General features: G+C 64.9%; 17 protein-coding genes and 1 tRNA gene. 3 read left to right on the top strand and 15 right to left on the bottom strand.

All coding sequences use genetic code 11. The features are described from left to right. Positions 1-20 precede the first annotated feature (20 nt). Positions 21-746, top strand: a complete 726-nt coding sequence (locus tag IWX77_RS00620; RefSeq protein ID WP_327012038.1) for a DNA alkylation repair protein — start codon at positions 21-23, stop codon at positions 744-746. 411 nt (positions 747-1157) lie between these two features. On the opposite strand, the gene IWX77_RS00615 is transcribed toward IWX77_RS00620, so the two are convergent. The 10 genes from IWX77_RS00615 to gltX all read right to left on the bottom strand — a co-directional run bounded on the left by IWX77_RS00615 (position 1158) and on the right by gltX (position 11972). Continuing rightward, positions 1158-3200, bottom strand: a complete 2043-nt coding sequence (locus IWX77_RS00615) for a vWA domain-containing protein (protein ID WP_196842577.1) — start codon at positions 3198-3200, stop codon at positions 1158-1160. Beyond that, on the bottom strand, positions 3193-4578 hold the full coding sequence (locus IWX77_RS00610; RefSeq protein ID WP_442784413.1) for a sigma 54-interacting transcriptional regulator: 1386 nt from the start codon (positions 4576-4578) through the stop codon (positions 3193-3195). The genes IWX77_RS00615 and IWX77_RS00610 overlap by 8 nt, the downstream gene beginning before the upstream one ends. 54 nt (positions 4579-4632) lie before the next feature. Then, the gene (locus IWX77_RS00605) at positions 4633-4791 is read right to left on the bottom strand and encodes a hypothetical protein (protein ID WP_196842575.1); all 159 of its coding nucleotides are present in this window, start codon (positions 4789-4791) and stop codon (positions 4633-4635) included. Between the two features lie 292 nt (positions 4792-5083). Next, positions 5084-6985 carry an ABC transporter ATP-binding protein gene (locus IWX77_RS00600; protein ID WP_196842574.1) on the bottom strand — a complete coding sequence of 634 codons (1902 nt, stop codon included), beginning with the start codon at positions 6983-6985 and terminating at the stop codon, positions 5084-5086. Next, on the bottom strand, positions 6982-7530 hold the full coding sequence (locus IWX77_RS17355; RefSeq protein WP_196842573.1) for an NAD(P)H-dependent oxidoreductase: 549 nt from the start codon (positions 7528-7530) through the stop codon (positions 6982-6984). Before IWX77_RS17355 ends, IWX77_RS00600 begins: the two co-directional genes overlap by 4 nt. Positions 7531-7734: 204 nt before the next feature. Next, positions 7735-8952, bottom strand: a complete 1218-nt coding sequence (locus tag IWX77_RS00590) for a tyrosine-type recombinase/integrase (RefSeq protein ID WP_327012037.1) — start codon at positions 8950-8952, stop codon at positions 7735-7737. Beyond that, positions 8933-9127, bottom strand: coding sequence for a helix-turn-helix transcriptional regulator (locus IWX77_RS00585; RefSeq protein WP_134554200.1), 195 nt, complete (start codon positions 9125-9127; stop codon positions 8933-8935). The genes IWX77_RS00590 and IWX77_RS00585 overlap by 20 nt, the downstream gene beginning before the upstream one ends. A gap of 195 nt (positions 9128-9322) precedes the next feature. After that, a tRNA-Gln gene (locus IWX77_RS00580) sits at positions 9323-9394 on the bottom strand. A 38-nt stretch (positions 9395-9432) separates the two neighbouring features. Continuing rightward, positions 9433-10452, bottom strand: coding sequence for an FAD-dependent oxidoreductase (locus IWX77_RS00575; protein ID WP_196842572.1), 1020 nt, complete (start codon positions 10450-10452; stop codon positions 9433-9435). Beyond that, positions 10449-11972, bottom strand: a complete 1524-nt coding sequence (gene gltX / locus IWX77_RS00570) for a glutamate--tRNA ligase (protein WP_196842571.1) — start codon at positions 11970-11972, stop codon at positions 10449-10451. The genes IWX77_RS00575 and gltX overlap by 4 nt, the downstream gene beginning before the upstream one ends. Positions 11973-12086: 114 nt before the next feature. Here gltX and IWX77_RS00565 point away from each other — a divergent pair, with 114 nt between their 5' ends. Then, positions 12087-13145, top strand: coding sequence for an aminotransferase class V-fold PLP-dependent enzyme (locus IWX77_RS00565; protein ID WP_196842570.1), 1059 nt, complete (start codon positions 12087-12089; stop codon positions 13143-13145). A 91-nt stretch (positions 13146-13236) separates the two neighbouring features. Here the strand turns inward: IWX77_RS00565 and IWX77_RS00560 are convergent, their stop codons facing one another. The 5 genes from IWX77_RS00560 to IWX77_RS00540 all read right to left on the bottom strand — a co-directional run bounded on the left by IWX77_RS00560 (position 13237) and on the right by IWX77_RS00540 (position 18148). Then, complete coding sequence (locus IWX77_RS00560) at positions 13237-13944, bottom strand: type 1 glutamine amidotransferase domain-containing protein (protein ID WP_196842569.1); 708 nt, start codon at positions 13942-13944, stop codon at positions 13237-13239. 88 nt (positions 13945-14032) lie between these two features. After that, complete coding sequence (locus IWX77_RS00555) at positions 14033-15064, bottom strand: NADP-dependent oxidoreductase (protein WP_196842568.1); 1032 nt, start codon at positions 15062-15064, stop codon at positions 14033-14035. Positions 15065-15136: 72 nt separating this feature from the next. Further along, a complete protein-coding gene (locus IWX77_RS00550) occupies positions 15137-15877 on the bottom strand; it encodes a fumarylacetoacetate hydrolase family protein (protein WP_196842567.1) in 741 nt (246 codons plus the stop codon). Positions 15878-15971: 94 nt separating this feature from the next. Further along, on the bottom strand, positions 15972-17078 hold the full coding sequence (locus IWX77_RS00545) for a branched-chain amino acid aminotransferase (protein WP_196842566.1): 1107 nt from the start codon (positions 17076-17078) through the stop codon (positions 15972-15974). Then, positions 17075-18148: a 3-isopropylmalate dehydrogenase gene (locus IWX77_RS00540; protein ID WP_196842565.1), complete on the bottom strand. Its 1074-nt coding sequence runs from the start codon at positions 18146-18148 to the stop codon at positions 17075-17077. The genes IWX77_RS00545 and IWX77_RS00540 overlap by 4 nt, the downstream gene beginning before the upstream one ends. Before the next feature lie 104 nt (positions 18149-18252). Between IWX77_RS00540 and IWX77_RS00535 the strand changes: the two genes are divergently transcribed. Continuing rightward, on the top strand, positions 18253-18504 hold the full coding sequence (locus IWX77_RS00535) for a DUF6458 family protein (RefSeq protein WP_196842564.1): 252 nt from the start codon (positions 18253-18255) through the stop codon (positions 18502-18504). Positions 18505-18562: the final 58 nt, after the last annotated feature.

The following is an 18562-nucleotide window of genomic DNA, read 5'->3' as shown; positions in this document are numbered from 1 at the left end:
GGTGCCGTGAGGCGTTTGTGTTGGGCACCGTCCTTGTCGCCCAAGCTGGCACTGGAAGTATCCCTGCCGCCGTAGTTCTACTCGTGGCCATCGTGAAAATTACCGGCCAAGTCAACGCGGCGGTCGCGGCGGTCGCGGCGGTCGCGGCGGTCGCGGCGGTCGCGGCGGTCGCGGCGGTCGGTACGGACCCACAGCGGCAGAATAGAGGGATGAGCGACGCCGGTGATTTTGTAGATCTCACGCTACAGAACGAAGCTACCTGGGAGCGCGCAGCGCAGGCGAACGCCCGGTGGGGATACGAACTGGACTTCTACGGTGCATCCGTCGGAGCCGTGCGAGGAACCATTCGTGACCTGACCCGCCGATATAAGAACATGACGCACGACGAGGTGACCGCGCTGAGCACTGAACTGTGGAACGTGCCGGTGTTCGAACGCCGTCTTGCGGCAATCGTGCTGCTGCAGGCGAATCTATCCCGGCTCTACAACACCGACCTCACCAGAATCGAGGGATTTCTGCGCGGCGCAATGCTGCCAGAGATCAGCGATCCGCTCACTTTCGACGTGGTGGTTCCCTTGATCGAGGCCCTGAGCGGGTCCAACCGCACACGGGCGGAGACAGCCCTCGAACGATGGGCCCACGATGGCAACCCTTGGTTGCGCCGGGCTGCACACGGTATAGCGGCCAAACTCGCGAGCCCAGAGATATCTGACCCACCGGGAAAGTCACCTTCGCAACGCTCCTGAGCGCTTCGCGGCCAGTTCACGTTGTTTATGCCAGTCGACCGCTGGGACATCATGCACTCCTGGCCTCGCGTGGCAGGGTGGGCGCGTTCACGTCCTGCGGCACCATTTGATCGGCTAGCGACTTCGATGGGCGCCGCGACCCGACAGCACACCCCCCACGTCGTGTCATCCGCAAAAGCAGTGTGATCTGTGGCGATTGTTTTCGGCCCCATTGTTCCCACCGGTGCGACCTGGGATACCACCAAAGGCTGGTTCTCCAATTGGGTCGCGTTCGGCCTCGCCCTAATCCTCTGCGCAGAATCGTCGACTGGTGGCCCTCGAAGAGAGATTGAAGCAGATGATCACCGAGCAGCGTTTTGCAGCCCAAAAGCGCCATGCCCCCGGTGCCCTGGCCTTTGTTCTAGTCCGGCGCTACAGGCCCCAGCTGCGGCCGAACATCCCCTCGAAATCGCCAGTACCGGGACTTGCCGGCCCCCGTCGAGAGCCGAGATAGGACCCGACCACCGCGGCGCCGAGATCGTCGAGCTCCGGTGCCACGACGGTACCGCCCACGCGCCTGGCCATCGAGTCGATGAACCTCGCGAGCCCGGCATCTTCTCCGAGGCGGAAGAACGTGGTCTGGGCCCCGAGCCGCATCGACCTGTCGAGCTCGCGCACCGAGTGGGCAATGGTGAGCGGATCGGGCGGGTAGCGGAAGTAGACCTCGCCGCCAGGCTCGAGGTGGGAGGTTGGCTCGCCGTCGGTGACGATGAGAAGCACCGGCTGCGCGGTCGGATGCCTGCGGAAGTGGCGGTTGGCGAGCATCAGCGCATGATGCAGATTGGTACCCTTGTCGTAGGTGGCATCGAGAGCGGTGAGGTGCTCGATGTCGAGCTCCTCCGCGTAGCGGCCGAACCCGATGAGCTTGAGGTCGTCCCCCCGGAACCGCGTGCTGATGAGGGTGTGCAGCGCGAGCGCCGTTCGCTTCATCGGCACCCATCTGTCCTCCATGGCCATCGAGAAGGAGGTGTCGACAAGCAGGGCGACACAGGCCTGGGTGCGGGCCTCGGTCTCCTGCACCTCGACGTCGCCGATTTCGATCTTGACGCCCGATCCGGTCGAGCCGCCCTGCCCGGCCATGCGGGTGATCGCGTTGGTGATGGTGCGCGTCACATCCCACGGCTCGGTGTCGCCGAAGTTCCATTCGCGGGTGGAGCCGGAGCGCTCCCCCGCAGTTCCCGCCCGAAGCAGGTCCCTGCGGCCTTGGCGACCGGACATACGCTCGGCAACGTCGCGCAGCAAAACTTTGCCTAGCTGGCGCATCGCTTTCGGCGTAAGCCGGAGCAAGCCGTCGGTCGCGCGTTTCAGAGTGCCCGAATCACGCAGCGCCTTCTCGAGCTGTTGGAGTGCGCGGGCGTCGGTTCTCGCCTCGTCGCCGAGTTGACGGGCAAGTTTGTCGAGGTCGAGATCTTCCATGCCTGAACCGGCATACGATTGGGAAAGTTGCTCGGAGAGGTCGTCGAGGTCGGCGATGTCCTGAAAGACCCCGGTACCGTCTCCGAGGCCGAGGCCCTCGGCGCCATCCATCTGCTCTCCTCCTCCCCAGTCCTCACCCGGGCGCAGCGCCTGGAGCGCCGCGTCGAGTCGGGAGAGCGATTGCATCAGCTGGGGAGAGCCGAAAGCCTGTTGCGAGAGCGCGTCGAGTTCGTTGAGCTGCTCCTCGGTCATCGAATTGCGCATACGCTGGGCGGCGGCAGCCCGCTGGGCGAGCGAGTCAATGAGCTCGCCGACGTTGGCCGGATTCTCGGGAAAGTTCTGCCCGTGCTTGGCCATGAACCGCTCGAACTGGGCGGCGGTGTCTTCTCCGCGCCGATGGGCCTCGAGCAGGTCGTTGAGGTCGTCGAGCAATTCGGTGATGGCTGCGCGGTCGTCATCGGTCGCGTTTTCGAGCGCCGTTTTCATGCCGGCGAAGCGCTGGTCGAGCATTTCTCGCCCGAGCAGGTCCTTAATCTTCTCGAAGTCGGCGCGGGCTTCCGCACTCTGCCAGTCGTAACTCCCAAGCTCGCTTACGGCCGCCGCGGGCGAGGCCGGGAGATTGTCCAGTTGCATTTCGGCGAGCGCACGGTCGGCGTCGTCGAGATCGACGTCGCGGGCGAGCTGTGCGCGTTCGGCACTGACCGCCTTGTCGAGCAGTTCGCGAATTTCCTGCAGGGTGCCGTTGAGGTTATGTTTGCTCGTCAGCTCGCGGCGGCGGGCGGCGACTAGACGGGCGAGGTCGTCGAGCCCGGTGCGGTCCGTGCCTCCGCGGCGCAAAAACTCGCGCATGGCTAGTTCCGGGGAGTATCCGGCCATCACATCCTCCCCGATGGCGTCGAGGGCTTCGGCGATGTCGACGGGTGGGGCGAGCGGATCGGGTCCGCCCGCGTACCGCCCGTAGCGGGAGGAGCCGGCGAGTCGGCGATTTGCCCTAGCCATAGATTACCTCGCCACTGCCGCTCTCCTTGCTGATGCGGCGCGTCAGATACAGACCCTCAAGAGAGAGTTCGATAGCGCTGGCCCGCTGCCCGTCGTTGGTGGCGCCGAGGCGGGCGCAGATCTCGTCGTACAGTTCGGATTCGCCGAGAGACGGCAGCCCGGCGAGAAAGTCGCGGGCGGTGACCTGCTCTCCCGTGATGACCATCACCCCGTTCTCGATCGCCTCTACGAGTGGATCGAAGTCGAGCCCGCGCAGGTGAGCTTTCACCGTCTCCGCCGTGGCCGAGCGCAGCAGGTGGTCGAGAATCTCGTCTTCCCGTCCGTCCTCGCCCGACTCGAATTCGATCTTGCCGCCGAGCACATCGACCGCCGTTTCGAGATCGACTGGGCGCGCGACGGCATCCACTTCTCCCTGACGCGTGGCCCGGTGGATCGCCGCCGCCGCGATGGTTTCGGCGCCCGCGATGGCGAATCGTGCGCTGACACCGCTGCGCTGGTCGACCGCGGAAGACTCGCGCAATCCCCGGGTGAAGCGGGCGAGGATTTCGACGAGGTAGCCGGGTACCTCGGCCATGAGCTCCGACTCCTGGCGAATGATCGCCACTTCGTCGAGAAGGTCAGTCGGATAGTGGGTACGAATCTCGGCTCCGAACCGGTCCTTCAGCGGAGTGATGATGCGGCCGCGGTTCGTGTAGTCCTCGGGATTCGCGCTCGCGACGACGAGCACATCGAGCGGGAGGCGCATCACGTAGCCGCGAATCTGGATGTCTCGCTCCTCCATAACATTGAGCATGGCGACCTGGAGCCGCTCGGCGAGGTCGGGGAGCTCGTTGATCGCCACGATGCCGCGGTGGCTGCGAGGGATCAGCCCGAAGTGGATGGTTTCGGGGTCGCCGAGGCTGCGACCCTCGGCGACCTTCATTGGATCGACGTCGCCGATGAGGTCGGCGACGCTCGTGTCGGGGGTCGCGAGCTTCTCGGCGTACCGCTCGTCGCGGCCGCGCCAGGCTACGGGCAGGTCGTCGCCGAGATCCGCGGCACGGCGCATGCTCGCCGTGGTGATCGGATCGTACGGATGCTCGCCGAGGTCGGATCCCTCGATTATCGGCGACCACTCGTCGAGCAGACCCACGATCGTTCGCAACAGGCGGGTCTTGCCCTGGCCTCGCTCACCGAGAAGCACGATGTCGTGGCCGGCGATTAGTGCCCGCTCGAGCTGCGGGATCACGGTGGCATCGAACCCGTGCAGTCCCGGCCAGGGGTTGCGGTGCTCGCGCAGGGCACCGAGTAGGTTATCGCGCAGCTCGGCGCGGAGGGTCTTGTGGATGTGTCCCGACGCTCGCAGGCCACCCACCGTTGTCGCGATTGGACGATTCACTCCTGTCATGTTACTCCCGCACGCCGACAATTCCGGTTGTGAGGATCCGGATGGTCAGGCGACTGTCAGCGCCGCCAAAAACTCATCGGCCTCGGTACGTATGGTGTACTCCACCCGCACGTCGGCGAGGGTCACGCTGCAGTCCGCAACGACGACGAAAATCGTCAAGGACGGGACGGCACACGTCGCATCCGCAGTGCTTTCGCTGCTCACCGAGAAATCGCGGGCCTTCCCGCCAACCTTGACGCGGCGAACAGCGCAACCAAGAGTGGCGCGCCCGGACAGATAAGTCTCAGCAAAGATTCCTCATACGCAAAATATCACGCCGGATCAGCGGGCCAATCGCTCCGATGAATGTCTAGAATTCCACACCACTACCTGGGACGTGACCCCACAAGGTCATCATTAACTCATTAAATTCATCTCTATTTGGCCCAAAACGACAACGTACAATTTGAGGCAGTCAACCGTCGAGACGCTCGGGGCGGGGCACCGAGCTCAGCGACTAGGTCCGGCTCAGCGTTTCCTCATCGGCCGCAACATTCTTCTGCACGGCGAACTGGGTCCGGTGCAATTCCTCGTACCGCCCACCCACAGCCAGCAGTTCCTCGTGCGTACCGCGCTCCACGATCGAGCCGTCCTCAACAACGAGGATCAGGTCCGCGCTGCGGATGGTGGAGAGGCGGTGTGCGATCACCATCGCCGTCCGTCCCTTGAGCGCCTCGCTGAGCGCCGCCTGCACGGCGGCCTCAGACGTCGAGTCCAGCGCCGCCGTCGCCTCGTCGAGGATGACGACGCGCGGCTGGGCGAGCAGGAGCCTCGCGATGGTCATCCGCTGGCGCTCACCCCCGGACAGCCGGTAGCCACGCTCTCCCACCATTGTGTCCAGCTGGTCCGGCAGGGACCGGATGAGCGGCTCGAGCCGCGCACGGCGGACGGCGTCCCACACCTCGTCGTCGGACGCCTCCGGCCTCGCGAGGCGCAGATTGGAGAGGATGGTCTCGTGGAACAGGTGGCCGTCCTGCGTCACCATGCCCAGGGTGTGCCGCATGGAGACGAAAGTGACTTCGCGGACATCCATCCCCGCGAGGCGCACGGCGCCGCTGTCGACGTCATACAGGCGCGCGAGGAGCTGGGCAATTGTGGACTTGCCGGCACCGGACGTACCAACGAGGGCAACGGTCTGCCCCGGCTCGATCCTGAAGGACACGCCGTGCAGCACCTCCTCGCCGCCGCGGGTGTCTAGCGTGGAAACTTCCTCGAGAGAGGCGAGGGACACTTTGTCCGCGGACGGGTAGGCGAAGCGGACGTTGTCGAACTCGACGGCCACCTGGCCTTCGGGGACGGCGACGGCGTCGGGCTTCTCCTTGATGAGCGGGTCGAGGTCCAGCACCTCGAAGACGCGCTCGAAGCTAACCACCGCGCTCATGATCTCCACCCGTGCGTTTGCGAGGCTGGTTAGCGGCGCGTAGAGGCGGGTGAGGAGGAGCGCCAGGGTGACCACGTCACCGGTGTTCAGCTGGCCGGCGAGTGCGAGGAAACCGCCGAGCCCATACACGAGCGCGAGGGCAAGAGCGGATACGAGCATCAGGGCGGTGAAGAAGACGAACTGCAGCATCGCGGTCCGGACCCCGATGTCGCGGACGCGGGCGGCGCGGACGCGGAACTCCTCGGCCTCCTCGTCAGGCCGGCCGAACAGCTTGACAAGGGTGGCGCCGGGCGCCGAGAAGCGCTCGGTCATCTGCGTGCTCATGGCGGAATTGTGATCGGCGGCCTCGCGGCGCAGTGCGGCGAGGCGGCTGCCCATGCGGCGCGCGGGTACCAGGAAGATGGGGAGCATGATCACGGCGAGAACCGTCACGAGCCAGGACGTGCTGAGCATGACGATCAGGGTGAGGATCAGCGCCACGAGGTTCGTGACCACGCCGGACAGCGTGCCGCTGAATGCCTGCTGAGCGCCGATCACATCGTTGTTGAGGCGGCTCACGAGGGCGCCCGTCCGCGTGCGGGTGAAGAACGCGATCGGCATCTTCTGCACGTGGTTGAAGACGGCGGTGCGGAGGTCCAGGATCACGCCTTCGCCGATCCGCGCCGAGTACCAGCGCGTCACGAGTGACACGGCGGCGTCGGCCACGGCTACGAGGGCGATGACGACGGCGAGCCAAACGATTGTGGTGACCTCGCCCTGGGCGACGATGACGTCGACCACCTGGCCGGCGAGTACCGGCGTCGCGACCGCGAGGAATGCTCCCACGGTGGAGAGGGCGATGAAGATCAGCAGCTTGGACCGGTACGGCACCGCGAACGTCATGATCCGCCGAACGGACTCACGGGAGAAGCCGTGCTTGCCGTCCTTGGCGGTAGAGATCTTGTACAGCGAGCTCCAGGCCGCGCCTTCCATGCTCATTGAGGTTCCTTCCGTGGGCAGAAGGCCCAGCTTAGTTGGCGACTTGCCCGAGCTCGGGGTTCTCCCCAGTGGCGGCGAGCCGGGGGTGTTTCAGGAAACGGGTCGGCCGGCAACGAACGTGTGGGCGGTATTTGCGACGCGGCTGCCGAGGTGACGTGCGGTGCGCCGATCGGCGTCATGGACGGCGTCGAGTCCGTGGTCCACGACTTCGCGCCGGCTCCGAGGTGGGAGCCAAGACGGTTGTCGTCGTGGTCGGTAGACGTGGTGGTGTTCCAGCCGGGGAGCAGCCCGAGGCTGACCCAATGGATGCCGTGCTGTTCGGCGAGGAGGGGGGAGGTGCTGCAGCGTGTGCAGCGTGTCGCCGCTCGTGGAGCCGGAGAAGGTGAATCGGCGAACTTGTCCTGCCACGTGCGTTGCATCCAGGGCTTGGAGGGGGCCTGAACGAAAGCATGGAATGCGCCTGACGCACTTCCCACGTAGGTCGGGGTTCTGAAGATGATGGCGTCAGCGTCGGCAACAACATGCGCCCGCCAAAAGCGGTTCAAATGGTCATCATTTAGTCATCAGAGATAATTGCAGCCGACCCAAATCGACCGAGTACAATCGGAGGCAGCGAACCGCCCGGTTCCCTGTAAAAACAAGGGAACCCACGAGTTTTCGGAGATGTTCGGCAAAACCCGAGTTAAGGCTAGAACCTTACAAGGGGTCGCAGGTTCGAATCTCCTTTTGGAGTGGGACCGGGGTGAGAGTTAGCTGCCGAGGACCGCGTCAAGGATCTCGGCCGTCACCGGGTCGACCATGTCGGCCGTGACCACGTAGCTGTTCCGGGTGGTCTGCTCGTTGGCGTGGCCGAGAAGTCGCGAGGCCAGTGTGATCCCGACCGCCCGCTCGATCAGCGTGGCGGCCGTGCGCCGATAGATGTGCGTCGTGTACTCGTCCACATCGATGCCCACCTTAACCAGCTGTGTGCGCTCATCCTCCACGAATGCGCGCAGCAGTCGCTCATAGTTGCTGACGTTCAGCGAGCGGCCTGTCTTGGTGGGAAACAGGAACGCCTCCGGATGCGGTTCGGCAAGCGCCAGCCGCCGTCGCACTGCCGCCGCGGCCATAGACGGCAGCGCAATACTGCGCCGTTGCCGCGACCGCTTGGGAGAGTTCTTGCGGTGCGTACCTTGGGCCTTGGTGCTGACGATCGTGCCGCTCACGATGAGGGTTGGCGGCAGAGTCGTCATGTCCACGTCGCAGCGGCGCAGACCAATGCACTCGCCGACGCGCAGCGATGTGCCGACCATAATGTCCATGCCGTCGATCAGGGCACGGTAGTTGGGTCGCGGGCCGTCATCGCGTGTAAGGCGCCATACCTGCATGCGCCCGCGGATGCCGGTGATCTGCGCCGGGGTGAGTGCAGATTCCTTGCGCGCTGACATCGGCAAGCGCTGTACGTCACGCACGGGATTCTGCACCAGAGCGTCGTCTCGCACGGCATAGCCACACACGAGACTAAGCACCGCACGCGCCCGCCGGGCTTTTGAGATGGTCTCTTCCTCCAAGATTCGCTGCAGGATGCGGTCGCAGCGACCGACGGTCAAGTGGTCGAGCCTCACTCCCCCGCACCGCGGAACGATGATTACGCGGGCTGTCGTCTCGTACGACTCGTAGGTCGAGTACGACAGGCTGCCCGCTTTGGCGCGGGTGAATACCTGTTGCAGCCAGAGGTCTAACGCGTCGGCGATCGTGTTCGACGGCGAGAGCGCACCGACACCACCGGTCGCCATCGCTCGAGCCTGTCGATGGACTTCGGCGCGTGCCTGGTCTTCCGTTTCGGCCGTGACCCCGATGCGATGAAGGCGACCGCTGTCGTCTCGAGTGGATGCACGAGCTCGGTATTTCCCGCTCGGCAGCACGTCGATGACGATGCTTCCCAGCTCCCCGGCGAGTATCTGCGGTCTAACCATGTCGATGCTCACGCACCCAGGTGAGCACGTCCTGCACGTCGTACCGCACGAGCCGGCCGAGCTTGATATAGGGCGGCCCGGTCTGCATTAGGCGCCAGTCCTCGAGCGTGCGCTCGGGCATTCTGAGCAGCTCGGAGAGTTCACGTTGAGTAAGAAACGTGGGAGTGATTTGCGTCGTGGCGTCCATGCACAGGAGGTGCGCCGCTGAAGCCGTGTGCGGTCCGACTGTGCCGTGACGGGACCGTATGGGCCTGGGCATGAGAACGTGTAACCCACCGCGCAGGGGGTTATTGGTTCGTTTCTGGTCACAGAGCCCGTTTCGGGCCGTGTCGACACGGTGGGCGATAGGTGATTTCGCCGCGGAATCTTGCGCCTGTTAGTGCTGGGGTACCTGGACTCGAACCAAGAACAAATGAACCAGAATCATCCGTGTTGCCAATTACACCATACCCCAATGCCTGATCCGAAGGTCGGGCCGAGTAGTAGCCTAGCTCACGGAAGCCGAGGGGGCCAAACCGAGCCGGCCCCCGGCGCGTCGCTGTGGAGCGGGCCGAGCAGGTCGCGGGTGATCGCCGCTGCGGCGGCCGCACCGGTGCCGGCCGCGACCATGAGCTGGGAGGAGCTGAGCCGGGTGGTGTCGCCCGAGGCGTAGAGGCCGGGCACATTCGTACGGCTCCAGTCATCAATCGACACGAAACCGGCGCCATCCAGTGCAACGGGTAGCTCGGCCAAAAAGTCGATCGCCGGGCGGCTCAGGGGCCGAACGAAACCGCCCGAGCGCGCCACGACCTCGCCGTCGACCAGTTGCACGCCGGTCATCGCGCCCCGCTCCCCCACGACGTCCTGAATGGCGCGCCGATCGACCCGCACACCCCGGCTCAGCAGGGCCGCCTCATCGCGCGCGGTGACGGTACCAACACCATTGGTGAACACGATCAGGTCGCTGCTCCACTGGGTCAACACCAATGCGTGGTGGGCGAGGTCGTCGGTCTCGCCGATCAGGGCGAGCGCCGCCCCGGTATTCTCGTAGCCGTCGCAGTCGATGCAACTGTGCAGGTTGGTGCCGTACCAGGCCCTGACACTCGGAAAAGCGGGCAGCGTTTCGATCTGCCCGGTCACCACAAGAACGGCACGAGAACGGATGACGCGGCTCGGTTCACCGCGCAGCCCGCGGGTGGACACCAGCAGGCGCGCGACACCTTCAGCGTCGTCCAGCGCAGTGACCGCGAGCACGAGTCCGGAATGAAACTCCCCGCCCGGGTAGCCCTGAAATTCCTCCCGCCCGAGGCGACGCAGCTCAAGCGGTGGGACGCCGTCGCGGGTGATGAACCCGTGCGAGTGCAGGGTCGGCGCATTGCGCGGCCGGTTGCTGTCGATCATGAGCGTGCGTCGGCGCGCGCGAACCAGGCTCAGCCCGGCGGCAAGGCCGGCCGGGCCGGCACCGATGATGACCACGTCGTAGGGTTCGTCGACGCGGGTGTCCTGCCCGGATCGCGCGGCCGTGTCGGTCACGCTGAGACCGACACCGCCGCCGCACGGTCGAGCCGGGCGAGAGTCTCGGCCTGGCCGAGAATCTCCATGGACTCGAACAGCGGAGGTGAGATCTTACGGCCCGAGACGGCGACGCGCAGGGGTCCGAACGCCACTCGGGGTTTCAGCCCGAGCCCTTCGATGAGCGTGTCGGCCAACGCCGTGTGCACCCGCTCGGTGTTCCATTCTGATTCGGGAATATTCGCGAGCGTCAGGCGACTGGCCTGCAGGATCTCGCTGGCATTCTGCGGAAGCGAGGCGAGAGCATCCGCTTGGTGCACGAGCTCATCGCTCGTGACGAAGAGAAACCCGAGCATGTTGGGTGCTTCGCCGAGCAGGGCGATGCGCTCCTGGACGAGCGGAGCGGCCTGAGCCAGCGTGGCCAGGTCTGCGGCGCTGGCCGGCTCGCTGAGCACGCCGGCAGTTACGAGGTAGGGAACAAGCCGAGCGGCGAAGTCGCCGGCTTCGAGCAGCCGAATCTGGTCGCCGTTTATCGATTCGGCCTTCTTCAGGTCGAATCGGGCCGGGTTCGGGTTGACATCTTTCACGTCGAACGCGGCGATGAGCTCTTCAATCGAGAACACGTCACGATCGTGGGAGAGCGACCAGCCGAGCAGCGCGAGGTAGTTGAGCAGCCCTTCGGGAATGAAGCCGCGATCGCGGTGCAGAAACAGGTTCGACTCGGGGTCACGTTTCGAAAGCTTCTTGTTCTTGTCGCCCATGACATAGGGCAGGTGCCCGAAGCGGGGCACGAACGTGGTCACGCCGATGTCGATGAGGGCGTGGTAGAGCGCGATCTGGCGCGGCGTCGAGCTGAGCAGGTCTTCGCCCCGCAGCACGTGGGTGACGCCCATGAGGGCATCGTCGACCGGGTTGACGAAGGGGTAGAGCGGATGCCCGTTCGGGCGCACCACGACGAAGTCGCTGAACGATCCAACCGGAAAGGTGATCTCGCCGCGTACGATGTCGTCGAAGCTGAGCTCGGTGCCTGGCACGCGCAGGCGGAGGGCCGGACTGCGGCCCTCCGCCCGATAGGCGGCCTTCTGCTCGTCGCTCAGGTCGCGCTCGAAGTTGTCGTAGCCCATTTTCGGGTCGCGACCCAGCGACACGTTGCGGGCCTCGATCTCTTCGCCGGTGACGAAGCTTTCGTAGATGTGGCCGGATGCCTTGAGCTGCTCGATGACGCCCTGGTAGATGTCATAGCGCTGCGACTGCCGGTACGGTTCGTTCGGGCCGCCCGCCTCGACGCCTTCGTCCCAGTCCAGTCGCAGCCAGCGCATCGCCTCGACCAGCTGCACGAAGCTCTCTTCGCTGTCGCGGGCAGCATCGGTGTCTTCGATGCGAAAGATCATCTTGCCGCCGGTGTGCCGGGCGTAGGCCCAGTTGAACATGGCGGTGCGGATCAGGCCGACGTGCGGCGTTCCCGTTGGTGACGGGCAGAATCGCACGCGAACGTCGGTTCCGGTGGCGGTTGAAAACGGGTGCGCAGTGGTGTCAGACATTACTCATGATTCTAGTTGCCCACGCAGTGCACGCAGTGGAGGCCCCTGATCATCGCAGCGAGAACCGGAACCCGCGCGGTTGTTGCATGGTTTCAAAAGGGGCAGTCTGGACTAATGAATATCGCAACACTGACCGTGCCCTACGCCCAGACCCAGTTTGTCGGCGGACGCGGCTACCTCGCCGCCTGCACGCTCGGCCTGCCGACGACCGAAACGATCGCCGCCATGCGCGCCGACGCAGAAGACTGGCAGCGCGGCCAGGCCGGTGCCGTGCACTACGGTCACGTGGTCGAACGGGTGCGGTCCGGCTACGCGCAGCTCGTGCAGGTGGACGTCGACCGGGTCGCGATCGGCTCCCAGACGTCCGTTATGGCGGGCGTCGTGGCGTCGAGCGTTCCCGATGGCGCCGAAGTGCTCTGTGCCGAGGGTGACTTCAGCTCGATGGTGTTTCCGTTTCTCAGTCAGGCCCACCGCGGCGTGACCGTGCGCCAGGTCGCTCTGGCCGAACTCGCAGCGAGTGTCACCGCAAATACCTGGCTCGTAGCGTGGTCGCTCGTGCAGTCCGCGACCGGAACCCGCTGCGACTCCAACGTGATTGTCACCGCAGCGGCGCGTCACGGCGCGTTCACGCTGTGCGACACGACCCAGGCGACCGGGTGGATGCCTGTTACTGCCGGCCTGTTCGACGCGACGATCTGCCATAGCTACAAGTGGCTGTGCGCACCACGCGGGGTCGCGTTCTTCACCGTTGGCGAGCGTCTGGCCACACAGCTGGCCCCGATCAACGCCGGCTGGTACGCCGGGCAGGACGTGTGGGCATCCTGTTATGGCCCGGCAATGCGGCTCGCCGACGATGCCCGCCGCTTTGACGTATCCCCGGCCTGGCCGAGCTGGGTCGGCGCCGAACCGGCCATCGACCTGTTCAATCGGCTCGACCTGGTCGAGGTCGAGCGCCACGCCACGAGCCTCGGCGATGCGCTCTGCGATGGCCTGGGCATCAAACGGCTCGGGCAGGCCATTGTCAGCTGGCCGGATGCCGCTGGCCACGATCTCGCCCGACTCACCAAAGCGGGTCTCACCGCGTCGGGCCGAGCCGGCCGAGCCCGGGTCGCCTTTCACCTCTGGAACGACGAGGACGACGTCGCGGACACCCTCCGCGCGCTCGACCGCTGACCGATGTTCGCCGACTGGCAGCGCTGGATTCAGTCCTGGCGCGCCACGCTCACGCGCACTCCGAGTGCGGAAATCTGAACCGGCACACCGCCTACTGCGCGTCGGTGACTGCGCTGATGATCGCCTCAGCGACGGCAGCAGAGGATGCCGGATTCTGGCCGGTGTAGAGAGTGCGGTCGATCTCCACGTGCGAGGCGAACGATTCGCCGGCAATGAAATCGGCGCCCAGGTCGACCAGTCGACTCTGCACGAGCCACGGGGCCTTCGGGGCCAGCCCGACGAGAACCTCTTCGGCGTCGGTGAAGCCCGTCATCCGGTAGCCGACGAATGGCCAGCTGCCGTCGGCGCGCGTGGCTGCGAGCAGAGCAGCGGGAGCGTGGCAGAGCACACCGACGATGCGCCCGCTGTCGAGGGCTTCGGTCAGGACGCGCCCGGAGACGGCGTCGACGGCGAGGTCTTCCATCGGGCCGTGTCCGCCCGGGTAGAAGACCACGTCGTAGTCGGTAACGGTGATGTCATCGAGACTGAGCGGCCCGTCGAGCTGACCAGAAATGGTTCGGATGTAGTCGATGATCTGCCCCGCGCGGTCTTCTCCGCCGGCCGCATCGGCACGCAGGCTGCCGGCGTCAATGGTCGGAGCTACACCGCCGGGCGTGGCGATGCTGATCTGCCATCCCGCGGCGGTAAACAGGCGGTGCGGTTCGGCGAGTTCCTCAGCCCAGTACCCGGTGGGGTGCAGGCTGCCATCATTGAGGGTCCAGTGGTCAGCGGCGCTGACGACGAAGAGTACGTGGGTCATGGTTCCTCCGGTGCGGTCGTGCTTCGAATCGTGCGTGGAATTGTGCTTGGAATGGTGCGTGGAATCGCGCGCCACAGTGATGGTCGGATCAGACCGTTGTAACAGGCCCGCGCGTGCGCACGACCATCTTGCCGATGTTCTCACCGCGCATGAGACCGAGGAACGCATCGACGGCGTTGTCGATGCCGTCGACGATCGTCTCGTCGAAGACGACCGCGCCAGAGGCAAGCCAGCCGGCCATCTCGGCGGAGAACGCCGGGAGGTGATCCCAGAAGTTGCCGACCGTGAAGCCGGTGAGGGTCAGACCCCGGGTGACGATGTTGGACAAGTTGTTCGGGCCGGCCGGGGCGTCTGTGCTGTTGTACAGGGAGATTGCGCCGCACATGGCCGCCCGACCGCCGTCCCGAAAAGCGGCCAGGGCCGCCTGAAGGTGCTCGCCGCCAACGTTGTCGAAGTACACATCGATGCCATCCGGAGCCGCAGCAGCGAGCTGTTCACTGACCGCCCCGTCCTTGTAGTTGAAGGCGGCATCGAAACCGTATTTGCCGGTGAGTAGGGCAACCTTCTGGGCCGATCCGGCGGAGCCGATTACGCGTTTTGCGCCCTTGAGCCGGGCGATCTGGCCGACCATGCTGCCGACGGCGCCTGCTGCTCCGGACACGAACACGGTGTCGCCCTTCTTCAGCCGGGCGACTTCGAGCAGACCAACGTACGCGGTGAGTGCGGTCATACCGAGTACGCCGAGATAGGCGGACAGCGGTATACCGGGGAGTTCGGGAACGACGCGGAATCCGGCGGCATCTTGCTGCACCAGATCGCGCCAGCCGTATTGGTGGGTGACGACGTCGCCGACGGCGAACGCCTCACTGGCCGAGGCGACGACACGACCGACGGCCCCGCCGGTCATCGTCTCGCCGATGGCGAACGGGGGCACATAGCTTTTGACGTCGTTCATCCGTCCGCGCATGTACGGGTCGACGGAGACGAATTCATTCGCGACACGAACCTGCCCAGCCGAAAGTTCCGGCAGATCGACGGTCACGGTGCGAAAGTCTGCGTGTGTGGGCCAGCCAACAGGACGGTTCACGAGCTGGATCTGCGTACTGAGGGTGGATGACACCACGAGGCTCCTCTGTTAATTTTGGAACAATGGTAAGTGTGGAACGGTTATTTTGCCAGCCTGAGCGCTGAATCAGGCCAGGCGAACCACCGGGTTGACGAGCGTTCCGATACCGGCAATCGACATCGTGATCGTGTCACCGGCGACGATGGCCGCCGCCGTGTCCATCGGGCCGGCCAGAATCACGTCACCGGGCAGCAGGGTGAACACGCTCGAAGCGAACGCGACAAGCGCCGCAACGGTCTCTTCGGTGGGCGTCGCGTTGTCGCTGCCGAGCTCCACTGCCTGAAATTCTTCGTCGTTGATCAGCCCGCTCAGCGGCGTGGCCGCTTCATCGAAGTCGGTCTCGATAATCGGGCCGAGCGGGCAGAAGGTGTCGTAGGCGCCGGCGCGGGTGGGGTCACCGTCGGCAAGGTCCGCCGCGGTGACGACCGTTGCGATGGTGTAGCCAAAGACACGGCTGGGGGCGTCCGTTGCCGAGACGTTTTTGGCGACCTTGCCGATGATGATCGCGAGTTGGCCATCGACCTCGACCCGATCTGACGCGCTGGGCAGCACAATGGCATCGCCCGGACCGACGACCGTGGTGTTGGGTTTCAGCACGAATACCGGCTCGGCAGAAGAACTCATGACGGCGACGATCTTTGAACGAGGAATGACCGGTGCGAGCAGTTTCACATCGGCCAGCGCGACCCGGTCGCCGGTGGTGTCGAATCCGGCAAACATCGGGTCGTTGGTCAGCACGACCAGCTCGTCGTCGTCGACAATGCCGAACGCGATGGCGCCCTCGTGGCTGAATCGCGCAATCTTCATGGTTCTCCGCTCATTCCTGCACAGCTCACTCGTGCACAGCTCACTCGTGCACAAGCTCACTCGTGCACAAGCTCAATCGTGAAAAGGGATCAGTCTACGCGTCGAGCCGCACCATCCAGCCATGACGGTCGGGCAGGCGGCCGTACTGAATATCGGTGAGCTCCTGGCGCAGCGACATGGTGATCTCGCCGGCCGGGGCATCGGGGTCGCCAATCGAGACGTTCTTGCCGACGAGCTGACTGATCGGGGTGACCACGGCGGCTGTACCGCAGGCGAACACCTCGGTGATTTCACCGGATGCCACCCCGTCGCTCCATTCGCCAAGGGTCACCGTGCGCTCCTCCACGGTCATGCCACGGTCGCGGGCCAGCTGCATGATGCTGTCGCGGGTGACACCTTCAAGAATCGAACCGGTCAGGCGTGGGGTCACCAGGGTGTCTGTGCCGTGCACGAAGAACACGTTCATGCCGCCGAGCTCGTCGACGTTGCTACCGGTTTCGCCGTCCATAAATAGCACCTGCGCGCATCCGTTCTCGTTGGCCTCCATCTGGGGCAGCAGCGATGCTGCATAGTTGCCGCCACACTTGGCCGCCCCGGTGCCACCACGGCCGGCGCGCGAGTACTCGGTCGATAGCCAGATCTTCACCGGGGCAACGCCGTTGGCGAAGTAGGCTCCGGCCGGGCTCGCGATGACGTAGAAGCCGACGCGATGCGCCGCGCGCACGCCCAGGAAGCTCTCGTTGGCGATCATGAACGGGCGCAGGTACAGGCTCGTCTCGGGGGCCGACGGCACCCAGTCGCCGTCGATCGCAAGCATCTGCTTGATCGACTCGACGAAATCTTCGACCGACAGTTCGGGCAGGGCAAGCCGGCGCGCTGAACGCTGCATGCGCTGGGCGTTCTTCTCTGGCCGAAAGGTCCAGATCGATTTGTCAAAGTGGCGGTAGGCCTTGAGCCCCTCGAAGATCTCCTGGCCGTAGTGCAGCACCGACGCGGCCGGGTCAAGCTGCAGCGGGCCGTAGGGAATGACTCGGGCGTCGTGCCATCCCTGGTCGAGGGTCCAGTCGATCGTGACCATGTGGTCGGTGAAGTGCTTACCGAAACCCGGGTCCGAGAGAATCTCGTTGCGTTCGGCCTCTGCTCGCGCGCTCGTTGACGGCGTCAGGGCAAAGTTCAGCGGATAGGTAACGGCAGTGCTCATTTCAATACCCTGTCTTTCAAAAGGTTCACGATCGCGTCGCCGATGTCGGCGGTGCTTCTCTGCACCGAGGCCGCCGAGCGCGAGGCCAGGTCGACGGAGACGGCCTCGGTGACCCGCCCCGCCGCATCCGCTAGACCGAGGTGGTCAAGCATGAGAGCGACCGAGAGGATGGCCGCGGTCGGGTCGGCGAGCTGCCGGCCGGCGATGTCGGGAGCCGAACCGTGAACGGGCTCGAACATGCTGGGGAATTCACCGGTCGGGTTGATATTCCCGGAGGACCCCAGACCGATGCCGCCGCTGATTGCCGCCGCGAGGTCGGTGAGAATGTCGCCGAAGAGGTTGTCCGTGACCAAGACATCGAACCTACTCGGATTCGTGACGAAGAATATCGTCGCGGCGTCGATGTGCAGGTAATCAACCGTGACCTGGGGGTATTCGAGCGCCACCTCGTTCACCAGACGCTGCCAGAGGCTGCCGGCGAAGACGAGCACGTTGGTCTTGTGCACGAGGGTGAGGCGCTTGCGGGGGCGACCCTGCGCCGTTTCGAAGGCATAGCGCACAACCCGCTCGACCCCGTAAGCGGTGTTGACCGAGACCTCGTTGGCGACCTCCTGCGGGGTACCGCGGCGAATGGCACCGCCGTTGCCGACGTATGGTCCTTCTGTCCCCTCGCGAACGACGATGAAGTCGACGGCGCCGGGGGCGCTGAGGGGGCTCGTGACACCCGGGTAGATCACGCAGGGACGCAGGTTCACGTAGTGGTCGAGCGAGAAACGCAAGCCGAGCAACAGACCGCGTTCGATGTTCGCGTCTTTCAGGCGAGGATCGCCTGGTACTCCGCCGACAGCGCCGAGCAGAATCGCATCGTGAGTCTTGATCGCCGCAAGGTTGTGGTCGGTGAGCACATCACCGGTCGCCAGAAACCGGGCAGCACCGAGCTCGAAGAAGGTCTGGTCAAAGGTCACATCATCGTGCGCGGTGACGGCATCGAGTACCTTCACTGCTTCGGCAATGACTTCTGGACCGATTCCGTCTCCGGGAATGACGGCGAGCTTGACTGTGCGAGACATGCGACTCCGAGCGCCTAAGAGAAAAAACTTCTAGTCAAACCCTACTGCCGTCGTAGATGTGTCTAGTCTGGGTGCTACCTATCCCCAACCGAAAGTGGGCAATCATGAGTATCGGACTCGGAATCTTCCTGTTCGTCGTCGGTGCCATTCTGGTCTGGGCCCTCAACATCACGGTCGATTGGATCAACCTCGACCTGGTCGGCTACATCTTCATGGGGGCCGGTGCGGTCATCTTTGTTCTCGGCATCGTCCTGATGACGCGTCGGCGCAGCAGCGTCAGCACGACACGCACGATTGCCGACCCGGCGAACGGCGAGCAGGTCACGCGTCGCGAGAACTCCGTCGACGACATTTAGGAGCGGTAACCGGTAAGCGCGGCGCTCAGATACTGCACGCAGCGTCCAGCTCACTGTG

The sequence above is a fragment of the Cryobacterium sp. CAN_C2 genome (assembly GCF_015751745.1).
GTDB lineage: Bacteria > Actinomycetota > Actinomycetes > Actinomycetales > Microbacteriaceae > Cryobacterium.
Note: the sequence above shows the minus strand (reverse complement) of the source record. Positions and strands in the feature narration are given on the sequence as shown.